The sequence below is a fragment of the Streptomyces thioluteus genome, assembly GCF_039535865.1.
In genome coordinates this window covers 1-22981 of the sequence record NZ_BAAAXZ010000125.1, presented here as the reverse complement: position 1 = coordinate 22981, position 22981 = coordinate 1, and the positions used below count along the sequence as shown (strand labels likewise).

Below are 22981 nucleotides of genomic sequence, written 5' to 3'. Positions count from 1 at the left end.
AGCCGTGTCGGCGCGGCGTGAATCGACGCGCCGCCGAATGGGTGGATAAGGTCCCGAAGCAATGACTGGCGGTGCGGAGACCCCGACGGCCCGGATGCGCAAAGCACTGCACCGGGTCCGCACGAGCGTGCGCAAGGCCGGGGTCGACTACTTCCGCGGCGACGGCTCCGACTGGCTCGCCCTGTCCGCCCTGTTGCTCTCCGTACCCGCCCTCGCCATCGGCACCATCGCCCTGCCCGAGTGGTGCGCCCCGGCCGCCCTCGTCCTGCCGATCGTCGCCGGTGGCCTGCTGCTGCGCCCCGCCAGCCTCCTCGGCCTCTACGCGGCCGCGGCCACCGCCCTCATCGTCGAGTCCGCCGTCCTCGACCCCTATGCCTACGGCGCCGACCGCGTCACGCCCGGCACCATCCTGGTCGTCGCCGCCGTCGGCTTCCTCGGGCTGCTCATCGCCCAGTTCCGCAGCCGCGTCGGCGTGCCCTGGCGGCGGGGCGGGACGATGCTCTTCGACCTGCGCGAACGCATCCGCGTCCAGAGCAAGCTGCCCAAACTGCCGCGCGGCTGGCACCGCGAGATGGCCCTGCGCCCGGCCGGCGGCCAGTCGTTCTCCGGCGACTTCGTCGTCGCCGCCCGCACCAACGGCGGCCGCAGCCTGGAGGTCGTCCTCACCGACGTCTCCGGCAAGGGCATGGACGCCGCCTCCCGCGCCCTGCTGCTCTCCGGCGCCTTCGGCGGACTCCTGGGCTCCCTGCCCCCGCACGCCTTCCTCCCCGCCGCCAACGGCTACCTCCTGCGCCAGGACTGGGACGAGGGCTTCGCCACCTCCGTCCACCTCGTCCTCGACCTCGACAGCGGGGACTACGAGCTCTTCTCCGCCGGGCACGTCCCCGGACTCCACCTCAGCGCGGGTTCCGGACGCTGGGACGAGAAGGCCGCCGAAGGACCGCTGCTCGGCGTCTACGACGGCGCCGAATTCCACTCCGTAAAGGGCCGGCTGCGCCCCGGCGACGTCCTGATGCTCTTCACCGACGGCCTGGTGGAAACCTCGGAACGCGAACTCACCGAGGGCATGGACCGGCTCACCGGCGAGGCCGACCGTTATGTCACCACCGGATTCGCGGGCGCCGCCTGGCATTTGATCGAAGCGGTCGCCAAGGACGTCAACGACGACCGCGCGCTGCTGCTCATCTGCCGCGACCGGCGCGACTGAACGGAATTCGCCCCGCGTACGAAGGGCCGAACCCGGCCGTCTATTTTGTAAGGCCGCCGGGCGGCACCCGCATTGCCGAGTGCCGCCCCGGCATCTTCGTATTCAACGCAGCATGTTCGACGCACAACGGGGGAATTCCTGTGACCACTCCGCAGCAGCCGCAACCGCCCTACGGGGCGGGGCCGTACGCGCAGCCCGACCCGTACACCCAGCAGCCCGGCGGCTACGCGGCCCCGCAGGGCGACAACTGCCGGATCTGCGGCGGATTCCCGGCCGCCCACATGACCATCCGCGGACACCAGGGCTTTCTCGTCCTGATGCGATTCCTCAAGCAGGAAGGCGCGTTCTGCCGCACCTGCGGCACGGCGCTGCGCCGCGAGATGACCGCCAAGACCTTCTGGCAGGGCTGGTGGAGCCCGTTCTCGCTGGTTTTCTTCACGCCGTTCACCCTGATCTGGAACCTCGTGGTGCGGGCGAAGACCAACAAACTGCCGGCCCCGGCGCCCGGGACGCACGGCCCGCAGCCGGATCCCGGAGCGCCGCTGCTCAAGCGCCCGGTCGCGCTGGCCCTTCTGATTCCCGCGGGCTGGTTCTCGGCGCTGCTGACGCAGATCGTCCTGCATCTTTAGGCGCGTTCGCCGGGCCGCGGAAGGCCCAGTCCATCCGCGGCTCGACGACCCAGCGGAACGCCCGCCGCACCGGGGCGGTGCACAACACGGTGACCAGGGCGACGGCGAGGACCGACACCAGGACCTCGCCCAGCGGGCCGCGGATCCAGGAGTACAGGTCGTACCACTCGCGCCAGCGCGAGAGTTTGATCACGAAGCCGTGCAGCAGGAAGCCGTACATGGTGCCCGTGCCCAGGACCGTGAACCAGGTCCGGCGGCGCGGCACCCAGGCGAGGAAGCCCACCGTCAGGGCGGCGGCGCAGAGGGACAGCGCGAGCACCATCACGGGCGCCGTCCACAGCGGCTCGTGCAGGCCCTGCACGCTGGAGTTGCGGTAGAACCAGCCGCTGTCCAGCCGCGGCGCCAGCCCGTACGCGGTGGCCGCCGCGCAGACGAACAGCGGCACCGCGGCGATCCGCACCCAGCGGCGCCGCAGCAGCGCGAAGTGGCGGGGCTCCAGCCGGAGTCCGATCACGAAGAACGGCAGGAACTGCATGACCCGCATCAGGTCGAACTCGCTCCCGACCTCGCGGGTCATGGCCGCCATCACGGCGATCGCGAAGGCCACGGGAACCGGCCAGCGGATGGCCTTCCAGAGGGGCGTGGTCAGCCGCCAGACGAACAGCGCGGCCAGGAACCAGTTCAGGTACCAGGGCTCCAGCAGCGTGAAGGGATCCGGATCGGAGTCCTTGTCGAAGAGGTGCTGGAACTCGACGAAGGCCACCTGGAAGATCAGATACGGCACCAGGACGCTGGTGATCAGCCGCTTGACCTTCGGCGGGCTCAGGTCGAAGCCCCGCGAGAAGTAGCCGGAGATCAGCACGAACGCCGGCATGTGGAAGGTGTACACCGTCAGGTAGAGCGCCATCGCCGCCCGGCTGGTGTGGGTGAGCGGTTCCCACGCGTGGCCGAGCACCACGAGGACGATCGCCAGGTACTTGGCGTTGTCGAAGAACGGGTCGCGGGCCTTGGGAGCGGCCGGGCCCGGCTGGGGAGGGACGGAGGCCACGGAACGTGCCGGGGACGTGGCAGTGGGGGGCATTCGACGCACCTTAGCCGGGACGGGTAAAGCGGTGGCAAGGACTCCGGTACTTCCGGGCTGCTTCCGGCACCCCGTCGCGCGGCCGGAAACCGACGCCCGTGAGGGCTGGATCATCATCCGATGAATCGTCATGCCACCTGCCATGAAGGCCAGTTGATGGCACGATGGTGCGATGGGGGCCTGCGGGACAGCGCCTCCGGGGCCGGGCCAGGTGTCTTCGACCGAGGGTGTGATCAGTTGTGGCCATATCGGTGTCAGCGGTGCTGCTCCTGGCGATCATTCTGGTGGTGATGATCCGCGGCGGAAAGATGAAGACGGGCCCGGCGATCGTCGCGGCGCTCTTCGGGTTCTTCCTGGCCTCGTCGGGGATGGCGCCGTCGATCCACCGCTTCCTCAACTCGATCGCCCAGACGATCAACGGCATCAAGCTGTGAGCCGTCCCGGCAAGCGAAACGCCCCCGGCCGGAGCCGGGGGCGTTGAACGAGCGGGCGACGGGAATCGAACCCGCGTAGCCAGTTTGGAAGACTGGGGCTCTACCATTGAGCTACGCCCGCGCGCGCCGTTCGGACCCCATTCGGGGCACGGCACTGACGTGCATCGTAGCGGGTCGGCCCCCCTCGTCGCACACCCGGTCGCGACGGAGCGCGCGGACCCGGGCCCGCGCCGTGTTCCCCGTCGCGTTCCTCAAGGTCAACCCCCGGTCAAACGTCGGCCGGCACTCCGGCGGGCATGTACCCTACGACTCGCACCGACGGGGTGTGGCGCAGCTTGGTAGCGCGTCCGCTTTGGGAGCGGAAGGTCGTCGGTTCGAATCCGGCCACCCCGACCATCAAGATCACCTTGTGGGGCTCATCCCGCGTGCGGTTACTATGCAAGCTGCGCGTCTGTGTCTCTCTACCGGGCGCGATCCGCTGGACCTCAGCAGAGAGCTCAGCAGAAAACCCGAAGTCAGCCCCAAGGAGACCGAACCGTGAAGAGCGCCGTGGAGACCCTGAACCCGACCCGGGTTCGGCTCACTGTCGAGGTGCCCTTCGAGGAGCTCAAGCCCAGCCTCGACGCGGCGTACAAGAAGATCAACCAGCAGGTTTCCCTCCCTGGCTTCCGCAAGGGCAAGGTTCCTGCTCGCGTGATCGACCAGCGGTTCGGCCGCGGCGCGGTGCTGGAGGAGGCCGTCAACGACGCGCTCCCGAAGTTCTACACCGAGGCCGTCAACGAGGGTGAGCTCAACCCCCTGGGCCAGCCCGAGGTCGACATCACCGAGCTGAAGGACGGCGAGCTGCTGGCCTTCACCGCCGAGGTCGACATCCGCCCGGTCCTGGAGATCCCGGACTACTCCGGCATCGAGGTCACCGTCGACGCCGTCGAGGTCACCGACGAGGACGTCGAGAAGTCGGTCGAGCAGCTCCGCGAGCGCTTCGCCACGACCTCCCCGGTCGAGCGCGCCGCCGCCGAGGGCGACATCGTCACCGTGAACCTCGAGGCCAAGGTCGACGGCGAGGTCCTGGAGGACGGCGTCGCCGAGGGTGTCGACTACACCATCGGCTCCGGCCAGCTGCTGGACGGCATCGACGAGGCCGTCACCGGTCTCGAGGCCGGCGGCACCGCCACCTTCACCTCCGAGCTCAAGGGCGGTTCCGCCGAGGGCAAGGAGGCCGAGGTCAAGGTCGACGTCACCGCCGTCAAGGCCCGTGAACTGCCCGCCCTGGACGACGAGTTCGCGCAGCTGGCGAGCGAGTTCGACACCCTGGACGAGCTCAAGGCGGACAGCCGCGAGCGCCTCGGCCGGATGAAGAAGTTCGACCAGGCCACCCAGGCCCAGGAGAAGGTGCTCGAGGAGCTCCTGAAGCTGGTCGAGGTCCCGATGCCCGAGAAGCTTCTCGAGGACGAGATCAACACCCGCAAGCACAACCTGGAGCACCACCAGCTCGGTCAGATGGGCCTGGACCTGGCGAAGTACCTGGAGATCCAGGGCAAGTCCGCCGAGGAGTTCGACGCCGAGCTCAAGGAGCAGGCCGAGAAGGGCATCCGCACCCAGTTCGTCCTGGACGAGATCGTCAACAAGGAGAAGCTGTCGGTCGGCCAGGACGAGCTCACCGAGCACCTGGTGCGCCGTGCCCAGACCTCCGGCATGAGCCCCGACCAGTTCGCCCAGGCCGTCGTCGAGCAGGGCCAGGTCCCGATGCTCGTCGGTGAGGTCGCCCGCGGCAAGGCCCTCGCGACCGTCGTCGAGGCCGCCACGGTCAAGGACTCCAACGGCGAGGTCGTCAGCCTGGAGGACGAGGACGAGGCCGAGGCCGCCACGGAGGCCGTCGAGGCCGCCGAGGGCACCGAGGCCAAGTAAGGGCCGCAGCCCTTACCGCACCTCACGGACGGGCCCGTCCGCACCCCCGCCGCCCCGCGCGGCGGCGGGCCGCGGCGGGCCCGTCCGCGCACCCCGGTCCGGACCGCCGGGGGGAGCGTCCGCCCGGCCGCGCGCCGCATTCCGCCCGTGCGGCGCCCGTGCGGCGCCTGGAACCTGCGCTCAGAGCGAACAGTTCCTCATGCGGGATGGCGCCCGCCGACCAGCGCGTTAGGGTCCGTAGATACGAGGGCAGGGGAGACTTGGAGCGAGCCGGACCGTACCGGCCCCGAAGGACCCCCGCCCCCAGTGAAGACGCGGAGACGGCCCGTTGCCGTCAGAGACGAGCAGGTGGATCACGTGACGAATCTGATGCCTTCCGCCGCCGGCGGACCTTCCATCGGTGGCGGCCTCGGCGACCAGGTCTACAGCCGGCTGCTCGACGAGCGGATCATCTTCCTGGGTCAGCAGGTCGACGACGACATCGCCAACAAGATCACGGCACAGATGCTCCTCCTGGCCGCGGACCCGGACAAGGACATCTACCTCTACATCAACAGCCCCGGCGGCTCGGTGACGGCCGGCATGGCGGTCTACGACACCATGCAGTACATCCCGAACGACGTGGTCACCATCGGCATGGGCCTCGCGGCCTCGATGGGCCAGTTCCTGCTGACCGGCGGCACCCCGGGCAAGCGCTTCGCGCTGCCCAACACCGACATCCTCATGCACCAGGGCTCCGCGGGCCTCGGCGGCACGGCCTCGGACATCAAGATCCAGGCCGAGCAGCTGCTCCGCACCAAGAAGCGCATGGCGGAGATCACCGCCCACCACACCGGCCAGTCCGTGGAAACGATCATCCGTGACGGTGACCGTGACCGCTGGTTCACCGCTGAGGAGGCGAAGGAGTACGGGATCATCGACGAGATCATCACGCACGCCTCCGGCGTTCCGGGCGGCGGCGGCACCGGGGCCTGAGCCCCGGCAGTCCCGCTGACAGCCGAATCCCAGCTGACAGCTGATTCCCAGCCAACGACCGCCATCAGGATGGTGAACACCCGCATGAACAACTTCTCCGGCAGCGGCCTCTACACGGGCCCGCAGGTGGACGCCCGTTACGTCGTGCCGCGCTTCGTGGAGCGCACCTCCCAGGGCGTGCGTGAGTACGACCCGTACGCGAAGCTCTTCGAGGAGCGCGTGATCTTCCTGGGCGTCCAGATCGACGACGCCTCCGCCAACGACGTCATGGCGCAGCTGCTGTGCCTGGAGTCGATGGACCCCGACCGCGACATCTCGATCTACATCAACTCGCCCGGCGGCTCCTTCACCGCCCTCACGGCGATCTACGACACGATGCAGTTCGTGAAGCCGGACATCCAGACGGTCTGCATGGGCCAGGCCGCCTCCGCCGCGGCGATCCTGCTGGCCGCCGGCACCCCGGGCAAGCGCATGGCGCTGCCCAACGCCCGTGTGCTGATCCACCAGCCGTCCAGCCAGACGGGCCGCGAGCAGCTCTCCGACCTGGAGATCGCGGCGAACGAGATCATGCGCATGCGCACCCAGCTGGAGGAGATGCTGGCCAAGCACTCCACCCAGCCGATCGAGAAGATCCGCGACGACATCGAGCGCGACAAGATCCTCACCGCCGAGGACGCGCTGGCGTACGGTCTGGTGGACCAGATCGTCTCGACGCGCAAGTCGTCCGTCGCGGTCTGACCGACCGCTCCGGGAGCCGGGCCAGGGCCGGCTCCCGGGCACTGTGCCGCCGGTACCCCCCTTGGCCGAGTAGATGCGAGGGGGGCCCGCACGGGGGGCCCGGCAAGGTACCGTCGATAGGCAAGCACTCGGGTTCGCAGAGCAAGGCGGATCCCAGGCGAAGGGGAAGCACCTCGTGGCACGCATCGGTGACGGCGGCGACCTGCTCAAGTGCTCGTTCTGCGGCAAGAGCCAGAAGCAGGTGAAGAAGCTCATCGCGGGTCCGGGTGTGTACATCTGCGACGAGTGCATCGACCTCTGCAACGAGATCATCGAGGAAGAGCTCGCGGAGACCTCCGAGGTCCGCTGGGACGAACTCCCCAAGCCCCGTGAGATCTACGAGTTCCTCGAGGGCTACGTGGTCGGCCAGGAGGCCGCCAAGAAGGCGCTCTCGGTCGCCGTCTACAACCACTACAAGCGCGTCCAGGCCGGGGACACCGGCGCGCACAACCGGGACGACGGCATCGAGCTGGGCAAGTCCAACATCCTGCTGCTGGGCCCCACGGGCTCCGGCAAGACGCTGCTCGCGCAGACCCTCGCCCGCATGCTGAACGTCCCGTTCGCGATCGCCGACGCCACGGCGCTCACGGAGGCCGGCTACGTCGGCGAGGACGTCGAGAACATCCTGCTGAAGCTGATCCAGGCCGCCGACTACGACGTCAAGAAGGCCGAGACCGGCATCATCTACATCGACGAGATCGACAAGGTCGCCCGAAAGAGCGAAAATCCGTCGATCACTCGCGATGTCTCCGGCGAGGGCGTCCCAGCAGGCCCTGCTGAAGATCCTGGAAGGGACGACGGCCTCCGTCCCCCCGCAGGGCGGCCGCAAGCACCCGCACCAGGAATTCATCCAGATCGACACGACGAACGTGCTGTTCATCGTCGGTGGCGCCTTCTCCGGCCTGGAGAAGATCATCGAGTCCCGGGCGGGCGCGAAGGGTATCGGCTTCGGCGCGACGATCCGCTCCAAGCGGGAGATCGAGGCGAGCGACCAGTTCCAGGAGGTCATGCCGGAGGACCTGGTCAAGTTCGGCATGATCCCGGAGTTCATCGGCCGTCTGCCGGTGATCACTTCGGTCCACAACCTCGACCGCGAGGCCCTGCTCCAGATCCTCGTCGAGCCGCGCAACGCCCTGGTCAAGCAGTACCAGCGCCTCTTCGAACTCGACGGCGTGGAGCTGGACTTCGACCGCCCGGCGCTGGAGGCCATCGCCGACCAGGCGATCCTGCGCGGCACGGGGGGCGCGCGGTCTGCGCGCCATCATGGAGGAAGTCCTGATGTCGGTGATGTACGAGGTGCCGTCCCGCAAGGGACGTCGCCCGCGTCGTCATCACGGCGGACGTCGTGCAGTCCAACGTCAACCCGACCCTGGTGCCGCGGTCGCGCGGGAGCGAGGGGTCGGGGGAGCGGCACGAGAAGAGCGCGTAGCTCTTTCTGCTTGCGCGGAAGGGGCGCCCGGCCTGAACGGCGGAGCGCCCCTTCCGCGTTACTTGCTACGCAGCGTGGGCCGTGAAGACGACGCTGGAGGTGTCCCCGTCCAGCGCGATGTTCAACGATGCGTCGAGGGCCTTGGCGAGCCGCGCGAGCAGGGGCAGAGTCGGGACGGTGCCGCCGAGTTCGAGCTTGGACACCTGCGGTTGTGTCATGTTGGCCCGCCGGGCCAGCTCAGCCTGGGAAATACCCAGCTCGGTGCGCCGGTCGTGGACCGCTTGCCCGAGGTCGAAGGCCATGCGGAACTCGGCGCGCTTGGCCTCGATTTCGGGCGGCTCGGTGTAGCCCTCGGCGAGTTTGCGCTCGCGCGCCAGCTTCCATTGGGCGTGGTTCATCAGGCGTCTCCCTTCGTGATGTCCCGGACGAACAACTCATGCGCGGCTTCGTGCTCGGCCTTGCAGGTTTTCAGGGCCAACCTGGCCCTGTCGATCTCACTGCCTTCGCGCATGCGCGTCTTGCGGAAGACGGTCAGGAGGACGATTCGGCGACCCGGCGCGAGCCAGTACGTCAGACGTATGGCGTTGCTGTCGTGGCCCAGGATGAAGCGCAGCTCCCGCAGCCCGCTGCCGAGGTAGCGGGCGTACGGTTCGGAGAGCGTGGTCGGTGCGTCCAGCAGGCGCTCGGCCGCTGTTTCGGCTTGGAGGTAGTCACAGTCGGACAGGTTGTCCAGCCAGTGCCGGACTTCCGGTTCGAGCTCGATCGCCCAGGGCTCGTCCATATATTCCCAGTATATGGACGATGGGGTGGCGCCGCGCTCTCTTCCGCTCGACCGGTGGGTCAGCCGACTTCTCCGATGGCCCGGCGCAGCGCCGCGGCCATGCTCACCGCGAATCCGTCCCTCTGCTCCGGGGCCAGCAACTCCAGGGACAGATAGGGATTCAGGTCCTCCAGCTCGACGAGGAGCAGCTCGCCCTCCGGCGTGCGGCAGGCGTCCACGCGCTGGATTCCGTGGTCGACGGTGTTCCACGCGATGAACCGGCGGGCGAACGCCAGGTCCTCCTCGGTCGCCTCGTACGGCTCCAGTGCCCAGCGGCGGGCCGGGTCGGGCGCGTAGAGCGCGTACTGGAAGGCGTCGTCGACGAAGTAGAACGACACCTCGTGGAGGAAGTGGATGCGCGGCTGCACGAGCACGTCGCCGTAAACGAGTTCGCCGAGTCGCTCCCGTGGGACGAATTCCAGCCCGATCGAGTCCGCGCCGAGTTTCGGCTTCACGACGTATTCGTCGACGAGCGGGAGCCGGTCGAGGTCCTCGGCGCGGTCGACGGTGGGGATCACGGGGTATCCGGCGGCGGTGAGGTCGAGCAGGTACTGCTTGCCGGCCATGTCCGCCCGGCCGGTCAGCTGGTTGTAGACCCGGGTGCCGCGCTGCAGCGCCTGCTCGCGGAACTCGTCGTACTCGGCCTGGTAGTTGAGTACGGGCCCGCTGTTGCGGACGACGGCGAGGTCGAAGCCGTCCGTGAGGGCGGCCGCGTCCAGGGGGTGGCACAGGGCGATGTCGAAACCCTCCGCGCGGAGCCGGGTGCTGAGGAAGATGTCCTCGTCGCAGTAGCGGCGTCCCTTGGCCTCGTAGGCGAGGTCGGTGATGTAGAGGACGCGGGGTTTGCGTGACATGGGTGGCTCCTGGTGGTGCTGTGCTGTGGCGCCACGCTACCTGGCGGGGTCTCGTTGACGCACCGGCTATTCGTCGAGGCAAAGGTGGTCGCCCTGTACGAGAGTTGGGGCCCACGCCGTCGTTCCCGGGAAGTGGTCCGAGGTCGACTGGATTTGGGGGGTGTTCCCCCGGTGCGGTCTACTCGGTGATCTCGACTCTGGCCTCGGTGCGCACCTTCACCGCGATGCGGGCCAGTTCGTCCATGGTGGGACTCTGGCCGGTCACCAGGCCCGTCGCGTCCATGAGCCCCAGTCCGCCGAGGGTGCTGTGGTCGGCCCAGAAGCACAGGGGCATGGTGATGCCGCCGCCGCCCGACTCCGGGACGGATCTGATCTCCTGGCACTTCAGTACGGCGCCGTCGAGGCCGGAGGGGGTGAACTTCTCGGGGGCTCTGACGAGTTCGGACCGCATGCCGTCCTCGTAGCGGGACTTCTCGCGCCGTTGCTTCTCCTTCAGCTGCGCGAACATGTTGTTCACGACCGCCTCGGGGTCCTTCAGCTCGCCGTAGACACCGCCGAAGGCCAGTGTCCGTCGCGATCCGCCGACGGCGGTGTAGCTCGCGTCCACCTGGTGGGGGTCGCCGACACCGGCCTTCCGGGCGGATTCCAGGTCGCGTGCGGTGCCGTCGGACGCGTCGCCGTTCCTCCTGTAGGCGCCGCCGGCCACGGTCTTCGGGGCGGTGAGCCGGTAGCGCTTGCCGTCGTCGGGGACGGAACTGCTGCTTCCGCTCTCGAAGTAGAAGTAGCCGCCGACGACGGTGCCGAGGAGGGCGAGTACGCCGATGCCGGCGGCTGTCGCTCTGCCCTTGCCGGGCCCGCCCGGGGAGTACGCGGGCGGCGGCGGGGGGCCGTAGGGGCCCGGCTGGGGGGTGCTCATGGGAGGGGTTACTTGACCTCTACACGGACGTCGTTGCGGACCTTGGTGGCAAGGGCCGCGACGTCGTCGATGGACATGCCGTTGCCGCTCATCATCGCGGTGGCGTCATTAGGGGCGACGGTTGCGGCGGTGCTGTGGTCCGCCCAAACGCAGAAGGTGACGCTTGAGGTCTTGCCGGTCGTCCCCAAAGTGGTCTTGGCGGTCCGGCACTTCATCACCGCGTTGTCCAGGCCGCTGGGCGAGACCTTCTGAGGGCTTCCCTCGTACGTGGTCTTGCCGGTCTTCTTCGCGTTCTCCTCGGACTTGGCGAACCATGCGTCCACGAGGGCCTCGGGGTCGTTGATGTCGCCGTAGACGCCGGAGAAGAGCAGGCTCTTCGCGGACAGTCCCGTACCGGCTCGGTAACTGGCCGAGATCTTCTCCGGGTTGCTGACGTACTGCTTCAGTTCGTCCAGACCGTCGGAGGAGGCGGGGACAGCGGAGGCCTTCGTGTACTCGCCCGCAACCGTCTCCGGCGTCGTCAGCTTGTACTTCTTGCCGTCGCTGGCGACCGTGCTGCTCCCGCCGCCCCCGCTCCCGCCCTTCATGAAGACCACGGCGCCGCCGACGATCGCGCCCACCAGCACCAGCGCGCCCAGCACGATCGCGACCGTCTTGCCCGCGCCGCCCTTCTGCGGCGGGACCGGCGGCGGGTACGGGCCGGGCATGCCGGGCTGCTGGCCGTACGGGTTCGGCTGCGGGGGCTGGCCGTACGGGGCCTGCGGGGGTGCGCCGTACGGGCCCGGCTGGGCCGGGGGCTGGGGGTAGCCGTAGCCCGGCTGGCCCGGGGCGCCGCCCTGGGCGTAGGGGTTGGGGGCGCCGCCCTGCGGCGGCTGGGGCGGCTGGCCGTATGGACCCGGCTGGGGGTAACTCATGGTGTCTCTCTCGGTGTGGGGGGACGGGCGGCGTTCCGCGACATCCTCGCCGATGGCTTATCCCGGCTTTACCTCGGGCGCGCAACGGTTTTGGAACAGCGGTGAACGGGAGGGCGGCAGAGGTCAGTTGACGGCGCGTGACGGCGCGTGCGGCCCGTACGGCGTGCTGAAGCGCACTGTGCATCCCCCCGTTCGCCCGCTGTCGCGGACGCTACTTTTCCTGACGTACTTCGCCCCGCACCTTAGCCGTCGCCTCCGACAGCTCCTTCGCCGACATCGCCCTGTCCTGGGCCCCAGCCCCCGTGCACGTACGAGGGCATGCCCATGTACTCCCGTCAGTGTGTGCTGGACGATCCCGACCACGCTGCCGTCCACCCGGACGCACTGGGCGAGTTCACTGGATGCGGTGCACCGCATCGCGGTGCCGTCGATCCGGCCGTAGACCCATGCCGGCCTTGGAGAGGTCGCTGGTCCCGTCCCCGTCCTTGTCGTCCTTCTTGAAGGAGTCGTCGAGCAGCTCGGCCGGGAGGGAGATCGTGTACGGCTTCGGAGTGCTCCGGTGGCCAGGGCCACGGCCTTCCGGGGAGTGATCATCTTCGTATGTGGCCTTCCGGCCGTCCTTCCCCGCCGGGCCCGGCGGGGCCCGGCCCCGGGGCGTCCGGGTCCGACGGGGAGGAAACGGGTTCGTGGCGCACCGCCCCCGCCCCGTAGAATCCGGTCCGTGACCGAGAACACTCAGCAGCCAAACAACAGCACCCCCGAACTGCCGACCCAGTACGCGCCGGCCGAAGTAGAGGGGCCGCTGTACGAGCGCTGGGTAGAGCGGGGCTACTTCACGGCCGACGCGCAGAGCGACAAGAAGCCGTACACGATCGTCATCCCCCCGCCCAACGTCACCGGCTCCCTCCACCTGGGCCACGCCTTCCAGCACACGCTGATGGATGCTCTTACGCGGCGCAAGCGCATGCAGGGGTATGAGGCGCTGTGGCTGCCGGGCATGGACCACGCCGGTATCGCCACGCAGAACAAGGTCGAGCAGCAGCTCGCCGAGGAGGGCAAGTCCCGCCACGACCTCGGCCGCGAGGCGTTCGTCGACCGCGTCTGGCAGTGGAAGGAGGAGTACGGCGGCAAGATCCTCGGCCAGATGCGCCGGCTCGGCGACGGCGTGGACTGGTCGCGCGAGCGCTTCACCATGGACGAGGGCCTCTCCAAGGCCGTCCAGACGATCTTCAAGCGGCTCTACGACGACGAGCTGATCTACCGCGCCGAGCGCATCATCAACTGGTGCCCCCGCTGTCTCACGGCCATCTCCGACATCGAGGTGGAGTACCAGGAGGACGACGGCGAGCTCGTCTCCATCCGTTATGGAGAGGGTGACGAGTCGCTCGTCGTCGCCACGACGCGGGCCGAGACGATGCTGGGTGACACGGCCGTGGCCGTCCACCCGGAGGACGAGCGTTACGCCCACCTCATCGGCAAGCTGATCAAGCTGCCGCTGACCGACCGGTCGATTCCGGTCGTGGCCGACACGCACGTCGACCCGGAGTTCGGTACGGGCGCGGTCAAGGTGACGCCGGCGCACGACCCCAACGACTTCGCCATCGGCCAGCGCCACGGCCTGCCGTCGATGACCGTGATGGACGAGCGCGGCAACATCACCGTGCACGGCCCGTTCCTCGGCCTCGACCGCTTCGAGGCGCGTTCGGCGATCGTCGGCGCGCTGCGCGAGCAGGGCCGGATCGTCGCGGAGAAGCGGCCGTACGTCCACTCCGTCGGGCACTGCTCGCGGTGCTCGACGACCGTCGAGCCGCGGCTGTCGATGCAGTGGTGGGTCAAGGTCGGGCCGCTGGCGCAGGCCGCCGGTGACGCCGTCCGCGACGGCCGGGTGAAGATCCACCCCGAGGACATGTCGAAGCGCTACTTCGACTGGGTGGACAACATGCACGACTGGTGCATCTCCCGCCAGCTGTGGTGGGGCCACCGGATCCCGGTCTGGTACGGCCCGGACGGCGAGGTCGTCTGCGTCGGACCGGACGAGCAGCCGCCGTCGGGCGAGGGCTGGACCCAGGACACGGACGTCCTCGACACCTGGTTCTCTTCGGGGCTCTGGCCGTTCTCCACGCTGGGCTGGCCGGAGAAGACGCCGGACCTGGAGAAGTTCTACGCGACCGATGTGCTGCTGACCGGTCACGACATCATCTTCTTCTGGGTCGCCCGGATGATGATGTTCGGGCTGTACGCGATGGACGGCGTCGCGCCGTTCCACACGATCGCGCTGACGGGTCTGGTGCGCGACGAGCGCGGCAAGAAGATGTCGAAGTCCTTCGGGAACGTCGTCGATCCGCTGGACTGGATGGACGCGTACGGGTCGGACGCCGTGCGCTTCACTCTCGCGAAGGGTGCCAACCCCGGTACGGACGTGCCGATCGGCGAGGACTGGGTCCAGGCGTCCCGCAACTTCGCCAACAAGATCTGGAACGCGACCCGGTTCGCGCTGATGAACGGCGCGACGGTGGAGGGCGAACTGCCGCCCGTCGAGCGGATGTCGGCGACCGACCGGTGGATCCTGTCGCGGCTCAACGCGACCGTCGCCGAGGTCGACGCGTTCTACGAGGACTACCAGTTCTCCAAGCTGTCGGACGCGCTCTACCACTTCGCGTGGGACGAGGTCTTCGACTGGTACGTCGAGCTGTCCAAGACCACGTTCATGGGCGGCGGCGAGCAGGCGGCCGTGTCGGCGCGGGTCCTCGGCGAGGTCCTGGACGTCACGCTGAAGCTGCTCCACCCCGTCGTTCCGTTTGTGACGGAGACGCTGTGGACGACGCTCACGGGGAAGGAGTCGCTGGTCGTCGCGGAGTGGCCGGCCGACAGCGGCTTCCGTGACGCGGCGGCGGAGGCGGAGATCGAGAACCTCCAGCAGGTCATCACCGAGGTGCGGCGCTTCCGTGCCGACCAGGGGCTGCAGCCGGGTCAGCGGGTGCCGGCCCGGCTGGACCTGAGCGGGACGTCGCTGGCCGCGCACGAGGGCGCGATCCGTCAGCTGCTCCGTCTCCAGCCGGAGGGCGACGACTTCGCCGCGACGGCGACGCTGCCGGTGGCGGGGGCGACGGTCGCGCTGGACCTGTCCGGCACGATCGACGTCGACGCCGAGCGGAAGCGTCTGACGAAGGCGCTGGCGGTGGCGGAGAAGGACAAGGCGCAGTGCACGGCGAAGCTGGGGAACGAGGCGTTCCTGGCGAAGGCTGCCGAGCAGGCGGTGGAGAAGATTCGCGGGCGGCTGGCGAAGGCCGAGGCGGATATTGAGCGGATCGGGGCTCAGCTCGCGGCGTTGCCGGGGGCGTAGTCCCTTGGGCGGGAGGGCGGGTTGGGGGTTTTTGCCCCTGGCCCGCCCTTTCACCGTTTCTTCCGGGGCTGCGCCCCGGGGCCCGGCACCGCGCGGAGCGCGGGGCCCCGCGGGGTCCCGCAGGGGCGCAGCCCCTGCGATGGGGGCACCCCCTCTGGGGGAGGATTAGGGCGGGGCGGGGAGCAAACCCCTAGTGCGACCACGGGCGCGTGCGCCCCGGGTCCCACATCGGGCCCCACGGCCCCTCCACCGGCTCCCCCTCCACCCGGTCCACCGCCCGATGGCTGTTGCGGTCGCGTCGGTCCCGGACCGGGGCCAGCAGGACGTACGCCGTCGACACGGCGACGAAGGCGAGACGGATCAGGCCGCGCACCGAGTCGTCCGGTACGAGGAAGACGCTGCCGTACAGCGCCACCAGCGCCAGCCAGCTCCACAGCGGTACCAGCCGCCGCTGTCCGCACACGTCCCACAGCAGTGTCCCGAGGAGCACGGACGCCGTGTAGTACGTGTAGACGCTGGGGTCGAGGAGGATGCGGGCGTTGGCGCCGAGCAGGACCACCGCCGCCCAGCGGCCGCGCCACACCGCGATCGAGCCGAGGGCGAGGCCGAGCGCGGCCTGGGCGGGGCGGGCCCAGTCGGGGGTCTCGGGGGTGTTGCCGCCCAGCCAACGCAGCGCCGACGCCGGGCTGTTGGGGATCGTGAACTTCGCGGCGGCGAAGGAGTGCACGTCCATGACGAAGAAGGGGAGCCAGGCGACGGCGATCAGGCCCGCGCACCACAGGCCGGCCCTCAGCCAGCGCTCCTTCGGGAGGGCGAGGAGCAGGGGGAGGAAGGCGAGGGCGGTCGGCTTGGAGTCGAGGGCCAGGGCCATGCAGATGCCGGTCGCCGCCGCGTTGCAGCGCGTCAGGTAGCGGACGGCCAGGGCCGTGAAGAAGAGGGCCAGGACGTCGTCCAGGTGCGCGAAGCGGACGGAGACCTCGATCCACATGGGGATGAAGGCCAGACCCGCGATGAGGACGCGCCGCCGCAGTCGCTGGTGGTTGGTGCCGGTGCCCAGGAAGTGCCGGGCGGCGCTGCGTCCGGCCAGGACCAGGATCACCAGGCCGAGCGTTGACATGAACGCCTCGGCGAGCACTTGGCCGACTTCGGCCGGGAAGGGGTTGAACAGGCCCGCGACCAGGAAGCTGATCGGGCCCATCTGGAGCTCGGGGTGACGGGCGTAGAGGTTGAGCCCGCCGTCGCCCGACGACCCGTTGTAGATCAGCTCCCCGCCGGTGCGCAGGTAGTGCCAGGAGAAGCCGCCGCTGGGCTCCACCACCAGGAACCACAGCACGGCCCAGGCGGTGAGCAACAGCAAGTGCATCCGACTGCTGAGTACCGGTATCCGCACGACGCTACGACGCTCCCGTTCCAAGACCTACAGATGTCACCTGCGGTGAGAGGGTGGAACGGGAGCGGAGGTTGCCTCATGTGGCTGTGATTTACGCCTCGATGGCGGTCGGACCCGCGTCGACGGTCTCCGCGTTGCGGCGGGTCTTCGCCCAGCCGTTGCGGCCGCGCAGCATCCGGACGAACCCGCGGGCGGACGCCGGGAAGAGGTGGTACGCGTACAGCCACAGCGCCAGCCCCCACAGCAGCGCGGTGAGCAGCGAGCGGTCCTCGGCGCGGTCCCGGCGGTAGACCGGGCCCCACAGGACGAACGGGAGGACGGAGACCACGGCCAGGCCCAGGACCAGCGGCCACAGGGCGAGCATCCCGCCGAACGCCTCGCCGGCGCCGTCCTCGACGGCGGTCAGGGCGAGGAGGGCGAACATGACCGCGCACAGCGCGAGGGTGACCAGGTGGGCGACGGGCTGGAGGAAGGTGTAGAGGGTCTCCAGGATCCCCTTGCCGCCGTAGTGGCGCGAGGAGACAATGCGCGGCGCGTAGCGGACGCACTGGAGGTTGCCCTGCGCCCAGCGGGTGCGCTGGGTCAGGAAGCGGCGGCCGTGCGGCAGGCCCTCCTGGGAGACCCAGGTGTCGGCGATGTGGTTGATGCGGTCACCGGTGAGGATCATGTGCAGACCGAGCTCGTAGTCCTCCAGCAGCGCACCGCGCTTCCAGGGACGGCGCTCGGCCTCGGCTATTCGGTCCAGGGACGCGAGGCGGGTGAACTGGCCGTTGCCGCCCAGGCCGACGGAGCCGGTGCGGGCGCGCAGCAGCTGCATACCGGCGTTGGAGACGGAGAACTCCATGTCCTGCATGCGCACGAGGAGGCGGGCGAAGGCGTTGCGGACACGGCCGCGGTCGGGCAGCGGGCGCTCGTCCTCGGTGTTGCGCATCCGGACGCTGACCTGCACGCCGCCGATCTCGGGGTCGGCGAAGCCGGCCGGGCCGCCGACGATGTCGAGGGCGTCGGGGTCGAGCTGGCCGTCGGCGTCGATGACGCAGACGACGACGCGCTCGCGGTCGGCCTCGCGGGGCAGGAACTGGTTCAGCTCGTCGTACGCGGCGTTGAGCGCGGCGCCCTTGCCCTGGCGGGCCTCCGGGCGGTGGCGGCGCACGAGGTGCACGCGCCGGTCGCGCTCGGCGAGTTCGGCGACGATCTCGCCGGTGCGGTCGTCGCTGTCGTCGTCGATGACCCACACGTGGGCGCGCGGGTGGTCGGCGCGCAGCCGGCCGACGGTGGTCGCGACGACGGCCTCCTCGTCACGGCAGGGGACGAAGAAGTGCCAGTCGAAGGCGCCGGGGTCGCCGAACTCGGCGACGGAACGCCGGGTGTAGGCGTGGCGGGCGCCGGCCCAGTAGAGGAGGAAACAGGCGAGGAGGAAGAAGGGGAAGGCGAGGAGGATGGGGCTGGAGAACATGTGGGAGGAGTCCTTGGGGCGTTCGGCTGCGGCAGGGGACTGTCGGCTCAGGCAGCGGGCGCGAGTTCGGGGGCGGCGATCCGCGCGAGCAGCTCCGCGATGCGGTCGGAGGCGAGTCCGTCGCCGAACGGGCTGGGCAGGGCGGCGAGACGGTCCAGGCCGGCGTGGCCCTCGGCGAGGCGGCGGCGGGCGGCCGCGCCGATCCCGGGGCCCGGCTGGACCAGGTCCGCGAAGTCGGCCATGGCCTCGGGGCGTTCGGTCGAGCGGCGCACGACGACCAGCGGGCGGCCGAGGACCGTGCACTCCTCCTGGATGCCGCCGGAGTCGGAGACCAGCAGCGCCGCGTGCCGGGCCAGGGCCAGGAACTCGGAGTAGCCCAGCGGCGCGCTCACGGTGAGCGGGGCGAGCAGCTCCGCGAGGCCGGCGGCCTCGATGCGGGCCCGGGTGCGGGGGTGCAGCGGCAGCACGACCGGGCGGCCGGCGGCGGCGAGGGCGGCGAGCTCGGTGAGGATCGCGCGCAGGGCCTCGGGGGAGTCGGTGTTCTCCGGGCGGTGCACGGTGGCCAGGACGTACGCGTCGGCGGTCAGCCCGTGCGTCCGCAGCAGGGCGGCGCGGGCGTCGGCGTCGGGGAGCTGGTTGTGGACGGCCTCGACGACGGTGTTGCCGGTGACCTCGACGCGGCTGTCGGCCACGCCCTCGGCGAGGAGGTTGGCGCGGTTGTCCTCGGTGGCGGCGCACAGGACGTCGGCGATGCGGTCGATGAGGACGCGGTTGTGCTCCTCGGGCATGTTGCGGTCGTGGCTGCGCAGCCCGGCCTCGACGTGCAGCAGCGGGATGCCCCGGGCGTTGGCGGCGAGCGCGCCGGCCAGCGCGGCGTTGGTGTCGCCCTGGACGACGACGGCGAGCGGCGGCTCGACGGTGAACAGCTCGTCGAGCTGGGCGAGGGCCGCGGAGATCTGGACGGCGCGGGGCTTGCCGCCGATGCCGGTGAGGTAGGTGGGCTCCGGGAGACCGAGCTCGGCCAGGAAGCGGCCGGACAGCTCCTCGTCGTAGTGCTGACCGGTGTGCACGAGGTGGGCGGCGGGGCCGAGGAGCCGGACGAGGTCCGTGAGCTTGACGAGCTCGGGGCGGGTGCCGAGGACGATGGCGATGCTGCGGGGCGGCAGGGTCACGGGGGCTCCTGGCTGTCTCGGTGGCTGGGTCAGCCACAGACAGTGCGGGGCGTGGGTTGCTCGCCTGGATGGGTGTTGGTTGCTCGACGGTTGCGAGTGCGGTTCGGGACTTTGGTCCCGGTGGGGGGATTAGCCCCGTGGATCACCACCCGCGCGGTAGCGGTAGCCCAGGCCGCGGACGGCCTCCAGGGGATCCGCCGCCTCGTCCCCCGCCGCCTGGCGCAACTTGCGCCGCAACCGGAGCACCGCGAACTTCACGCGCTCCCGCCCCGTCCCGTCCCGGTCGTCCCAGACCCGGTCGAGGAGCTGGTCGGTCGTGATCACCCGGCCCCGGTTGCGGACGAGGATCTGGAGCAGGCGGTACTCGATGTCGCTGAGGCGCGCCTCCTGGCCCTGCCAGACCGCCGAGCGGCGCTCCGGCACCAGCCGCAGGCCGTCGTCGAAGGAGTCGCCCGCCCAGCGGGCGGGTGCGCTGCGGCGCAGCAGGGCTTCCACGCGGGCGAGGAGCTCGTCGTTGCCGAAGGGCTTCGGCAGATAGTCGTCGGCGCCCGAGCGCAGGCCGCGGACGCGGTCCGTCTCCGCGCCCCGGGCGGTGAGCAGGAGGACGGGGAGGTCGCTGAGGTCCCGGGTGCGTTCGAGGACCGCCCAGCCGTCCAGCTCGGGCAGTCCGATGTCGAGGATCAGCAGCGCGGGGCGCTCGGCGAAGAGGAGCCGCAGCGCCTCGCGGCCGTCCTCGGCGGGGACGACCTCGTAGCCGGCCCGGGTGAGCAGGGTGCGCAGGGCGAGGGCGAGGTCGGTGTCGTCCTCGGCGACCAGGATCCGGGTCATGAGGAGTCCCCCGGGCCCGCGACCGGCAGGCGGATCAGGAAGACCGCGCCCTCCCCTTCCGTACCGCCCGCGGTCAGCGTGCCGCCGTGCAGTTCGACGAGGTCGCGGGCGATGGAGAGGCCGAGGCCGGTGCCGGGGTAGCCGCCGATGCGGGCGTTGGAGGCGCGGACGAAGCCGGAGAAGATCTCCTCGCGGGCGCTCTCGGGGATGCCGATGCCGGTGTCGGTCACCGTGATCTCCCAGCGGTCGCCGCACGGCCGGGCCGTGACGGTGATCCGTCCGTCGGGCGGGGTGAACTTCGCCGCGTTCTCCAGCAGATTTCCGAGGACGTGCGTGCGGAGGCGGTGCCGGTCGCCGCGCAGCGCGGGCCCCGGGGTGCAGTCCAGCACCGTGAAGACGGGCGGGGGAGCGCCGGGGCCGGCGGCGCACAGGGATTCCAGGACGGCGTCGCGGAGCATCCCGGGCACGTCCACGTCGCCGATCTCCAGCTCCGGTCCGACGGCCCGCATCCGGGTGGTGAACAGCAGGTCGGCGATGACCCGCTGCATGCGCTCGCCGTTGCGGCGGATGGCCTCGACGAAGGAGCGCTGCTCGGCGGTGAGCGCGCCGAAGGCCGGGTCGACGAGCAGCTCGCCGAAGCTGATGACGGTGGTCAGGGGGGTGCGCAGCTCGTGGGAGGCGGCGGCGGTGAAGGCGTTGCGCTGCCGGGCGAGCTCGGTGAGCGCGACGTTGTCCCGTTCCAGGTCGTGCTCGCGCCGCTTGCGTTCGGTGACGTCGCCGAAGAACCACAGGGCGCCCAGGTAGGTGCCGCCGTGGTGGAGCGGCTCGACCTGGCGGCGGATGACGCGCCCGTCGGTGAGCGGGATCTCCGCGACGCGGTGGACGGGGCGCCGGGCCAGGATCTCGCCGGGGCCGGGCCCGGGGTGTCCCGCGGCGGTGAACCAGGCGCGGACGAGCGGGACGACGGGGCGGACGGGCGCGCCGTGGGAGAGGTCCGCCCGGCCTTCGAGGTCGAACATGCGGACGAACCGGCGGTTGACCGCCAGGATCTCGTCGGCGGGGCTCATGAGCAGCGCACCGGCGGGCAGCGCCTCCAGGACGGCCTGGAGCAGGCCCCGTTCCGTCGGTATTCGGCCCTCGGAGCTCATGCCTCTCACCCGCTCCCTGGACATAGTCCACTAAAACGGTAGGGCAAAGCGGAACATAGTGCTCCTGCGGCATCGCCGCGGACCGCCGCCCCCGGACCTCCGCCCGCCCCCGGCTCCGTAGACTGGAGCGCGTGAGCGAGCGCCCCCTGAACGACGACAGCGAGAATCCCGACCGGTTCGAGGAAATCGTCGAAGCCGAGACCGACCTCCCCCAAGCTCTCGACTCCGCTCGAGCAGGGGGGACCCCCGCCCCCCGATCTGGCCGTGATCGAGGCCGGCAGCCGCACCCTGCGCGCCCAGTCCGGGCCGCCGCAGGGCGACGCCGTGCCCGCCCGCCCGGCCGACCCGGAGGTGGACCGGGCCCTGCGCGAGGTGGAGGCGGAGCTCGCCGGCCGCTGGGGCGAGACCAAGATCGACCCGTCGCTGGTGCGCATCCAGGGCCTCCTGGACATCCTGGGACACCCCGAGCGCGCGTACCCCTCCATCCACATCACCGGCACCAACGGCAAGACCAGCACGGCCCGCATCGTCGAGTCCCTGCTGGCCGCCTTCGACCTGCGCACCGGCCGCTACACCAGCCCGCACGTCCAGTCCGTCACCGAGCGGATCAGCCTGGACGGGGCGCCGATCGACGCCGAGCGCTTCATCGAGACGTACCGCGACATCGAGCCGTACGTGCGCATGGTCGACGAGCGCGAGGACTACCGCCTCTCCTTCTTCGAGGTGATCACCGGCATGGCCTTCGCGGCCTTCGCCGACGCCCCGGTGGACGTCGCGGTGGTCGAGGTCGGCATGGGCGGCACCTGGGACGCGACCAACGTGGTGGACGGCAACGTCGCCGTGGTGACCCCGATCGCGCTCGACCACACCGACCGGCTCGGCTCGACCCCCGGCGAGATCGCCCTGGAGAAGGCCGGGATCATCAAGCAGGGCGCCACCGTCGTGCTGGCCCAGCAGCCGGTGGACGCCGCGCAGACGCTGCTCAAGCGCGCGGTCGAGGTGGACGCCACGGTCGCCCGCGAGGGCATGGAGTTCGGCGTCGTCTCCCGCGAGGTGGCCGTCGGCGGCCAGCTGCTGACCCTGCGCGGGCTGGGCGGCGAGTACCCCGAGGTCTTCCTCCCGCTGCACGGCGAGCACCAGGCGCACAACGCGGCGGTCGCGCTGGCCGCGGTCGAGGCCTTCTTCGGCATCGGCGCCCAGCACGCCCGCACCCTCGACCTCGACGTGGTGCGGCGGGCGTTCGCCACGGTGACCTCGCCGGGCCGGCTGGAGGTGGTGCGCCGCAGCCCCACCGTGGTGCTGGACGCCGCGCACAACCCGGCGGGCGCCCGCGCCGCGGCCGGTTCGGTCGGCGAGGCCTTCGGCTTCAGCCGGCTGATCGGCGTGGTGGGCGCCACCGAGGGCAAGGACGTCCGCGGCATGCTGGAGGCCTTCGAGCCGGTCTTCGCCGAGGTCGTCGTCACCCGCAACTCCAGCGACCGGGCCATGGACGTGGACGCGCTCGCCGCGCTCGCCGTCGAGGTCTTCGGCGAGGAGCGGGTGCAGGTCGAACCCCGCCTGGACGACGCCCTGGAGGCGGCCGTCACCCTCGCCGAGGAGGAGGGCGAGTACGCGGGGGCCGGTGTACTGGTGACCGGTTCGGTCATCACGGTGGGCGAGGCCCGGCTGCTGCTGGGGAGGAGCTGACACATGCGGACACT

General features: G+C 70.5%; 19 protein-coding genes, 2 tRNA genes and 1 pseudogene. 10 read left to right on the top strand and 12 right to left on the bottom strand.

All coding sequences use genetic code 11. The features are described 5' to 3' along the window. The first annotated feature begins 61 nt into the window (after positions 1–61). Both ABD794_RS16585 and ABD794_RS16580 read left to right on the top strand, forming a co-directional pair. A complete protein-coding gene (locus tag ABD794_RS16585; RefSeq protein WP_344964226.1) occupies positions 62–1207 on the top strand; it encodes a PP2C family protein-serine/threonine phosphatase in 1146 nt (381 codons plus the stop codon). A gap of 140 nt (positions 1208–1347) precedes the next feature. Next, positions 1348–1836, top strand: a complete 489-nt coding sequence (locus tag ABD794_RS16580; protein WP_344964224.1) for a hypothetical protein — start codon at positions 1348–1350, stop codon at positions 1834–1836. On the opposite strand, the gene ABD794_RS16575 is transcribed toward ABD794_RS16580, so the two are convergent. Beyond that, positions 1754–2917: an acyltransferase family protein gene (locus tag ABD794_RS16575; protein ID WP_344964221.1), complete on the bottom strand. Its 1164-nt coding sequence runs from the start codon at positions 2915–2917 to the stop codon at positions 1754–1756. The two genes, ABD794_RS16580 and ABD794_RS16575, sit on opposite strands and share 83 nt — an antisense overlap. Positions 2918–3156: 239 nt before the next feature. Here ABD794_RS16575 and ABD794_RS16570 point away from each other — a divergent pair, with 239 nt between their 5' ends. Further along, positions 3157–3351 carry a hypothetical protein gene (locus tag ABD794_RS16570; protein WP_344964219.1) on the top strand — a complete coding sequence of 65 codons (195 nt, stop codon included), beginning with the start codon at positions 3157–3159 and terminating at the stop codon, positions 3349–3351. A 50-nt stretch (positions 3352–3401) separates the two neighbouring features. Here ABD794_RS16570 and ABD794_RS16565 read toward each other — a convergent pair. Beyond that, positions 3402–3472: transfer RNA gene (locus tag ABD794_RS16565), tRNA-Gly, on the bottom strand. Positions 3473–3670: 198 nt separating this feature from the next. Here ABD794_RS16565 and ABD794_RS16560 point away from each other — a divergent pair. From ABD794_RS16560 to clpX, 5 genes and pseudogenes are all read left to right on the top strand, one after another. After that, positions 3671–3747 (top strand) — tRNA-Pro (locus ABD794_RS16560). A 141-nt stretch (positions 3748–3888) separates the two neighbouring features. Further along, positions 3889–5259: a trigger factor gene (gene tig / locus ABD794_RS16555; RefSeq protein WP_344964217.1), complete on the top strand. Its 1371-nt coding sequence runs from the start codon at positions 3889–3891 to the stop codon at positions 5257–5259. A gap of 369 nt (positions 5260–5628) precedes the next feature. Further along, the gene (locus ABD794_RS16550; protein ID WP_344024961.1) at positions 5629–6234 is read left to right on the top strand and encodes an ATP-dependent Clp protease proteolytic subunit; all 606 of its coding nucleotides are present in this window, start codon (positions 5629–5631) and stop codon (positions 6232–6234) included. A 69-nt stretch (positions 6235–6303) separates the two neighbouring features. Then, positions 6304–6972 (top strand): ATP-dependent Clp protease proteolytic subunit, encoded by a 669-nt coding sequence (locus tag ABD794_RS16545; protein WP_344964215.1) that lies wholly within the window; start codon positions 6304–6306, stop codon positions 6970–6972. A 175-nt stretch (positions 6973–7147) separates the two neighbouring features. Next, positions 7148–8440 (top strand): annotated as a pseudogene (gene clpX, locus ABD794_RS16540) (ATP-dependent Clp protease ATP-binding subunit ClpX). A 65-nt stretch (positions 8441–8505) separates the two neighbouring features. Here clpX and ABD794_RS16535 read toward each other — a convergent pair. The 5 genes from ABD794_RS16535 to ABD794_RS16515 form a co-directional block, all read right to left on the bottom strand. Beyond that, the gene (locus tag ABD794_RS16535) at positions 8506–8838 is read right to left on the bottom strand and encodes a helix-turn-helix transcriptional regulator (RefSeq protein ID WP_344964213.1); all 333 of its coding nucleotides are present in this window, start codon (positions 8836–8838) and stop codon (positions 8506–8508) included. Then, a complete protein-coding gene (locus ABD794_RS16530) occupies positions 8838–9221 on the bottom strand; it encodes a type II toxin-antitoxin system RelE/ParE family toxin (RefSeq protein WP_344964210.1) in 384 nt (127 codons plus the stop codon). The genes ABD794_RS16535 and ABD794_RS16530 overlap by 1 nt, the downstream gene beginning before the upstream one ends. A 59-nt stretch (positions 9222–9280) precedes the next feature. Continuing rightward, positions 9281–10114 carry an ATP-grasp domain-containing protein gene (locus ABD794_RS16525; protein ID WP_344964208.1) on the bottom strand — a complete coding sequence of 278 codons (834 nt, stop codon included), beginning with the start codon at positions 10112–10114 and terminating at the stop codon, positions 9281–9283. 178 nt (positions 10115–10292) lie between these two features. Beyond that, complete coding sequence (locus ABD794_RS16520; protein ID WP_344964206.1) at positions 10293–11030, bottom strand: hypothetical protein; 738 nt, start codon at positions 11028–11030, stop codon at positions 10293–10295. An 8-nt stretch (positions 11031–11038) separates the two neighbouring features. Then, a complete protein-coding gene (locus ABD794_RS16515) occupies positions 11039–11944 on the bottom strand; it encodes a hypothetical protein (protein WP_344964203.1) in 906 nt (301 codons plus the stop codon). A 721-nt stretch (positions 11945–12665) separates the two neighbouring features. On the opposite strand from ABD794_RS16515, the gene ABD794_RS16510 reads away from it, so the two are divergent. Beyond that, entirely contained in the window at positions 12666–15287 is a 2622-nt protein-coding gene (locus tag ABD794_RS16510; RefSeq protein WP_344964201.1) for a valine--tRNA ligase, read from the top strand. A 190-nt stretch (positions 15288–15477) separates the two neighbouring features. On the opposite strand, the gene ABD794_RS16505 is transcribed toward ABD794_RS16510, so the two are convergent. The 5 genes from ABD794_RS16505 to ABD794_RS16485 form a co-directional block, all read right to left on the bottom strand. After that, positions 15478–16650 (bottom strand): hypothetical protein, encoded by a 1173-nt coding sequence (locus tag ABD794_RS16505; RefSeq protein WP_344964199.1) that lies wholly within the window; start codon positions 16648–16650, stop codon positions 15478–15480. Positions 16651–16768: 118 nt separating this feature from the next. Continuing rightward, positions 16769–18133, bottom strand: coding sequence for an XrtP-associated glycosyltransferase (locus ABD794_RS16500; RefSeq protein ID WP_344964197.1), 1365 nt, complete (start codon positions 18131–18133; stop codon positions 16769–16771). Positions 18134–18180: 47 nt separating this feature from the next. Further along, on the bottom strand, positions 18181–19305 hold the full coding sequence (gene wecB / locus ABD794_RS16495) for a non-hydrolyzing UDP-N-acetylglucosamine 2-epimerase (RefSeq protein ID WP_344964194.1): 1125 nt from the start codon (positions 19303–19305) through the stop codon (positions 18181–18183). 129 nt (positions 19306–19434) lie between these two features. Further along, positions 19435–20133, bottom strand: a complete 699-nt coding sequence (locus ABD794_RS16490) for a response regulator transcription factor (RefSeq protein ID WP_344964191.1) — start codon at positions 20131–20133, stop codon at positions 19435–19437. Beyond that, positions 20130–21281 carry a sensor histidine kinase gene (locus ABD794_RS16485; RefSeq protein WP_344964189.1) on the bottom strand — a complete coding sequence of 384 codons (1152 nt, stop codon included), beginning with the start codon at positions 21279–21281 and terminating at the stop codon, positions 20130–20132. Before ABD794_RS16485 ends, ABD794_RS16490 begins: the two co-directional genes overlap by 4 nt. Positions 21282–21446: 165 nt before the next feature. Here ABD794_RS16485 and folC point away from each other — a divergent pair, with 165 nt between their 5' ends. Next, the gene (gene folC / locus ABD794_RS16480; protein ID WP_344964232.1) at positions 21447–22967 is read left to right on the top strand and encodes a bifunctional tetrahydrofolate synthase/dihydrofolate synthase; all 1521 of its coding nucleotides are present in this window, start codon (positions 21447–21449) and stop codon (positions 22965–22967) included. The last annotated feature ends 14 nt before the right edge of the window (positions 22968–22981 follow it).

Bases quoted from the DNA above. Each gene is read 5' to 3' on its own strand.
- ABD794_RS16520 (WP_344964206.1), bottom strand. From the start codon at position 11,030: ATGAGCACCCCCCAGCCGGGCCCCTACGGCCCCCCGCCGCCGCCCGCG.
- ABD794_RS16530 (WP_344964210.1), bottom strand. From the start codon at position 9,221: ATGGACGAGCCCTGGGCGATCGAGCTCGAACCGGAAGTCCGGCACTGG.
- ABD794_RS16500 (WP_344964197.1), bottom strand. From the start codon at position 18,133: ATGTTCTCCAGCCCCATCCTCCTCGCCTTCCCCTTCTTCCTCCTCGCC.
- ABD794_RS16525 (WP_344964208.1), bottom strand. From the start codon at position 10,114: ATGTCACGCAAACCCCGCGTCCTCTACATCACCGACCTCGCCTACGAG.
- ABD794_RS16490 (WP_344964191.1), bottom strand. From the start codon at position 20,133: ATGACCCGGATCCTGGTCGCCGAGGACGACACCGACCTCGCCCTCGCC.
- ABD794_RS16515 (WP_344964203.1), bottom strand. From the start codon at position 11,944: ATGAGTTACCCCCAGCCGGGTCCATACGGCCAGCCGCCCCAGCCGCCG.
- ABD794_RS16505 (WP_344964199.1), bottom strand. From the start codon at position 16,650: ATGCACTTGCTGTTGCTCACCGCCTGGGCCGTGCTGTGGTTCCTGGTG.
- ABD794_RS16575 (WP_344964221.1), bottom strand. From the start codon at position 2,917: ATGCCCCCCACTGCCACGTCCCCGGCACGTTCCGTGGCCTCCGTCCCT.
- ABD794_RS16545 (WP_344964215.1), top strand. From the start codon at position 6,304: ATGGTGAACACCCGCATGAACAACTTCTCCGGCAGCGGCCTCTACACG.
- ABD794_RS16485 (WP_344964189.1), bottom strand. From the start codon at position 21,281: ATGAGCTCCGAGGGCCGAATACCGACGGAACGGGGCCTGCTCCAGGCC.
- ABD794_RS16550 (WP_344024961.1), top strand. From the start codon at position 5,629: ATGCCTTCCGCCGCCGGCGGACCTTCCATCGGTGGCGGCCTCGGCGAC.
- ABD794_RS16585 (WP_344964226.1), top strand. From the start codon at position 62: ATGACTGGCGGTGCGGAGACCCCGACGGCCCGGATGCGCAAAGCACTG.
- ABD794_RS16535 (WP_344964213.1), bottom strand. From the start codon at position 8,838: ATGAACCACGCCCAATGGAAGCTGGCGCGCGAGCGCAAACTCGCCGAG.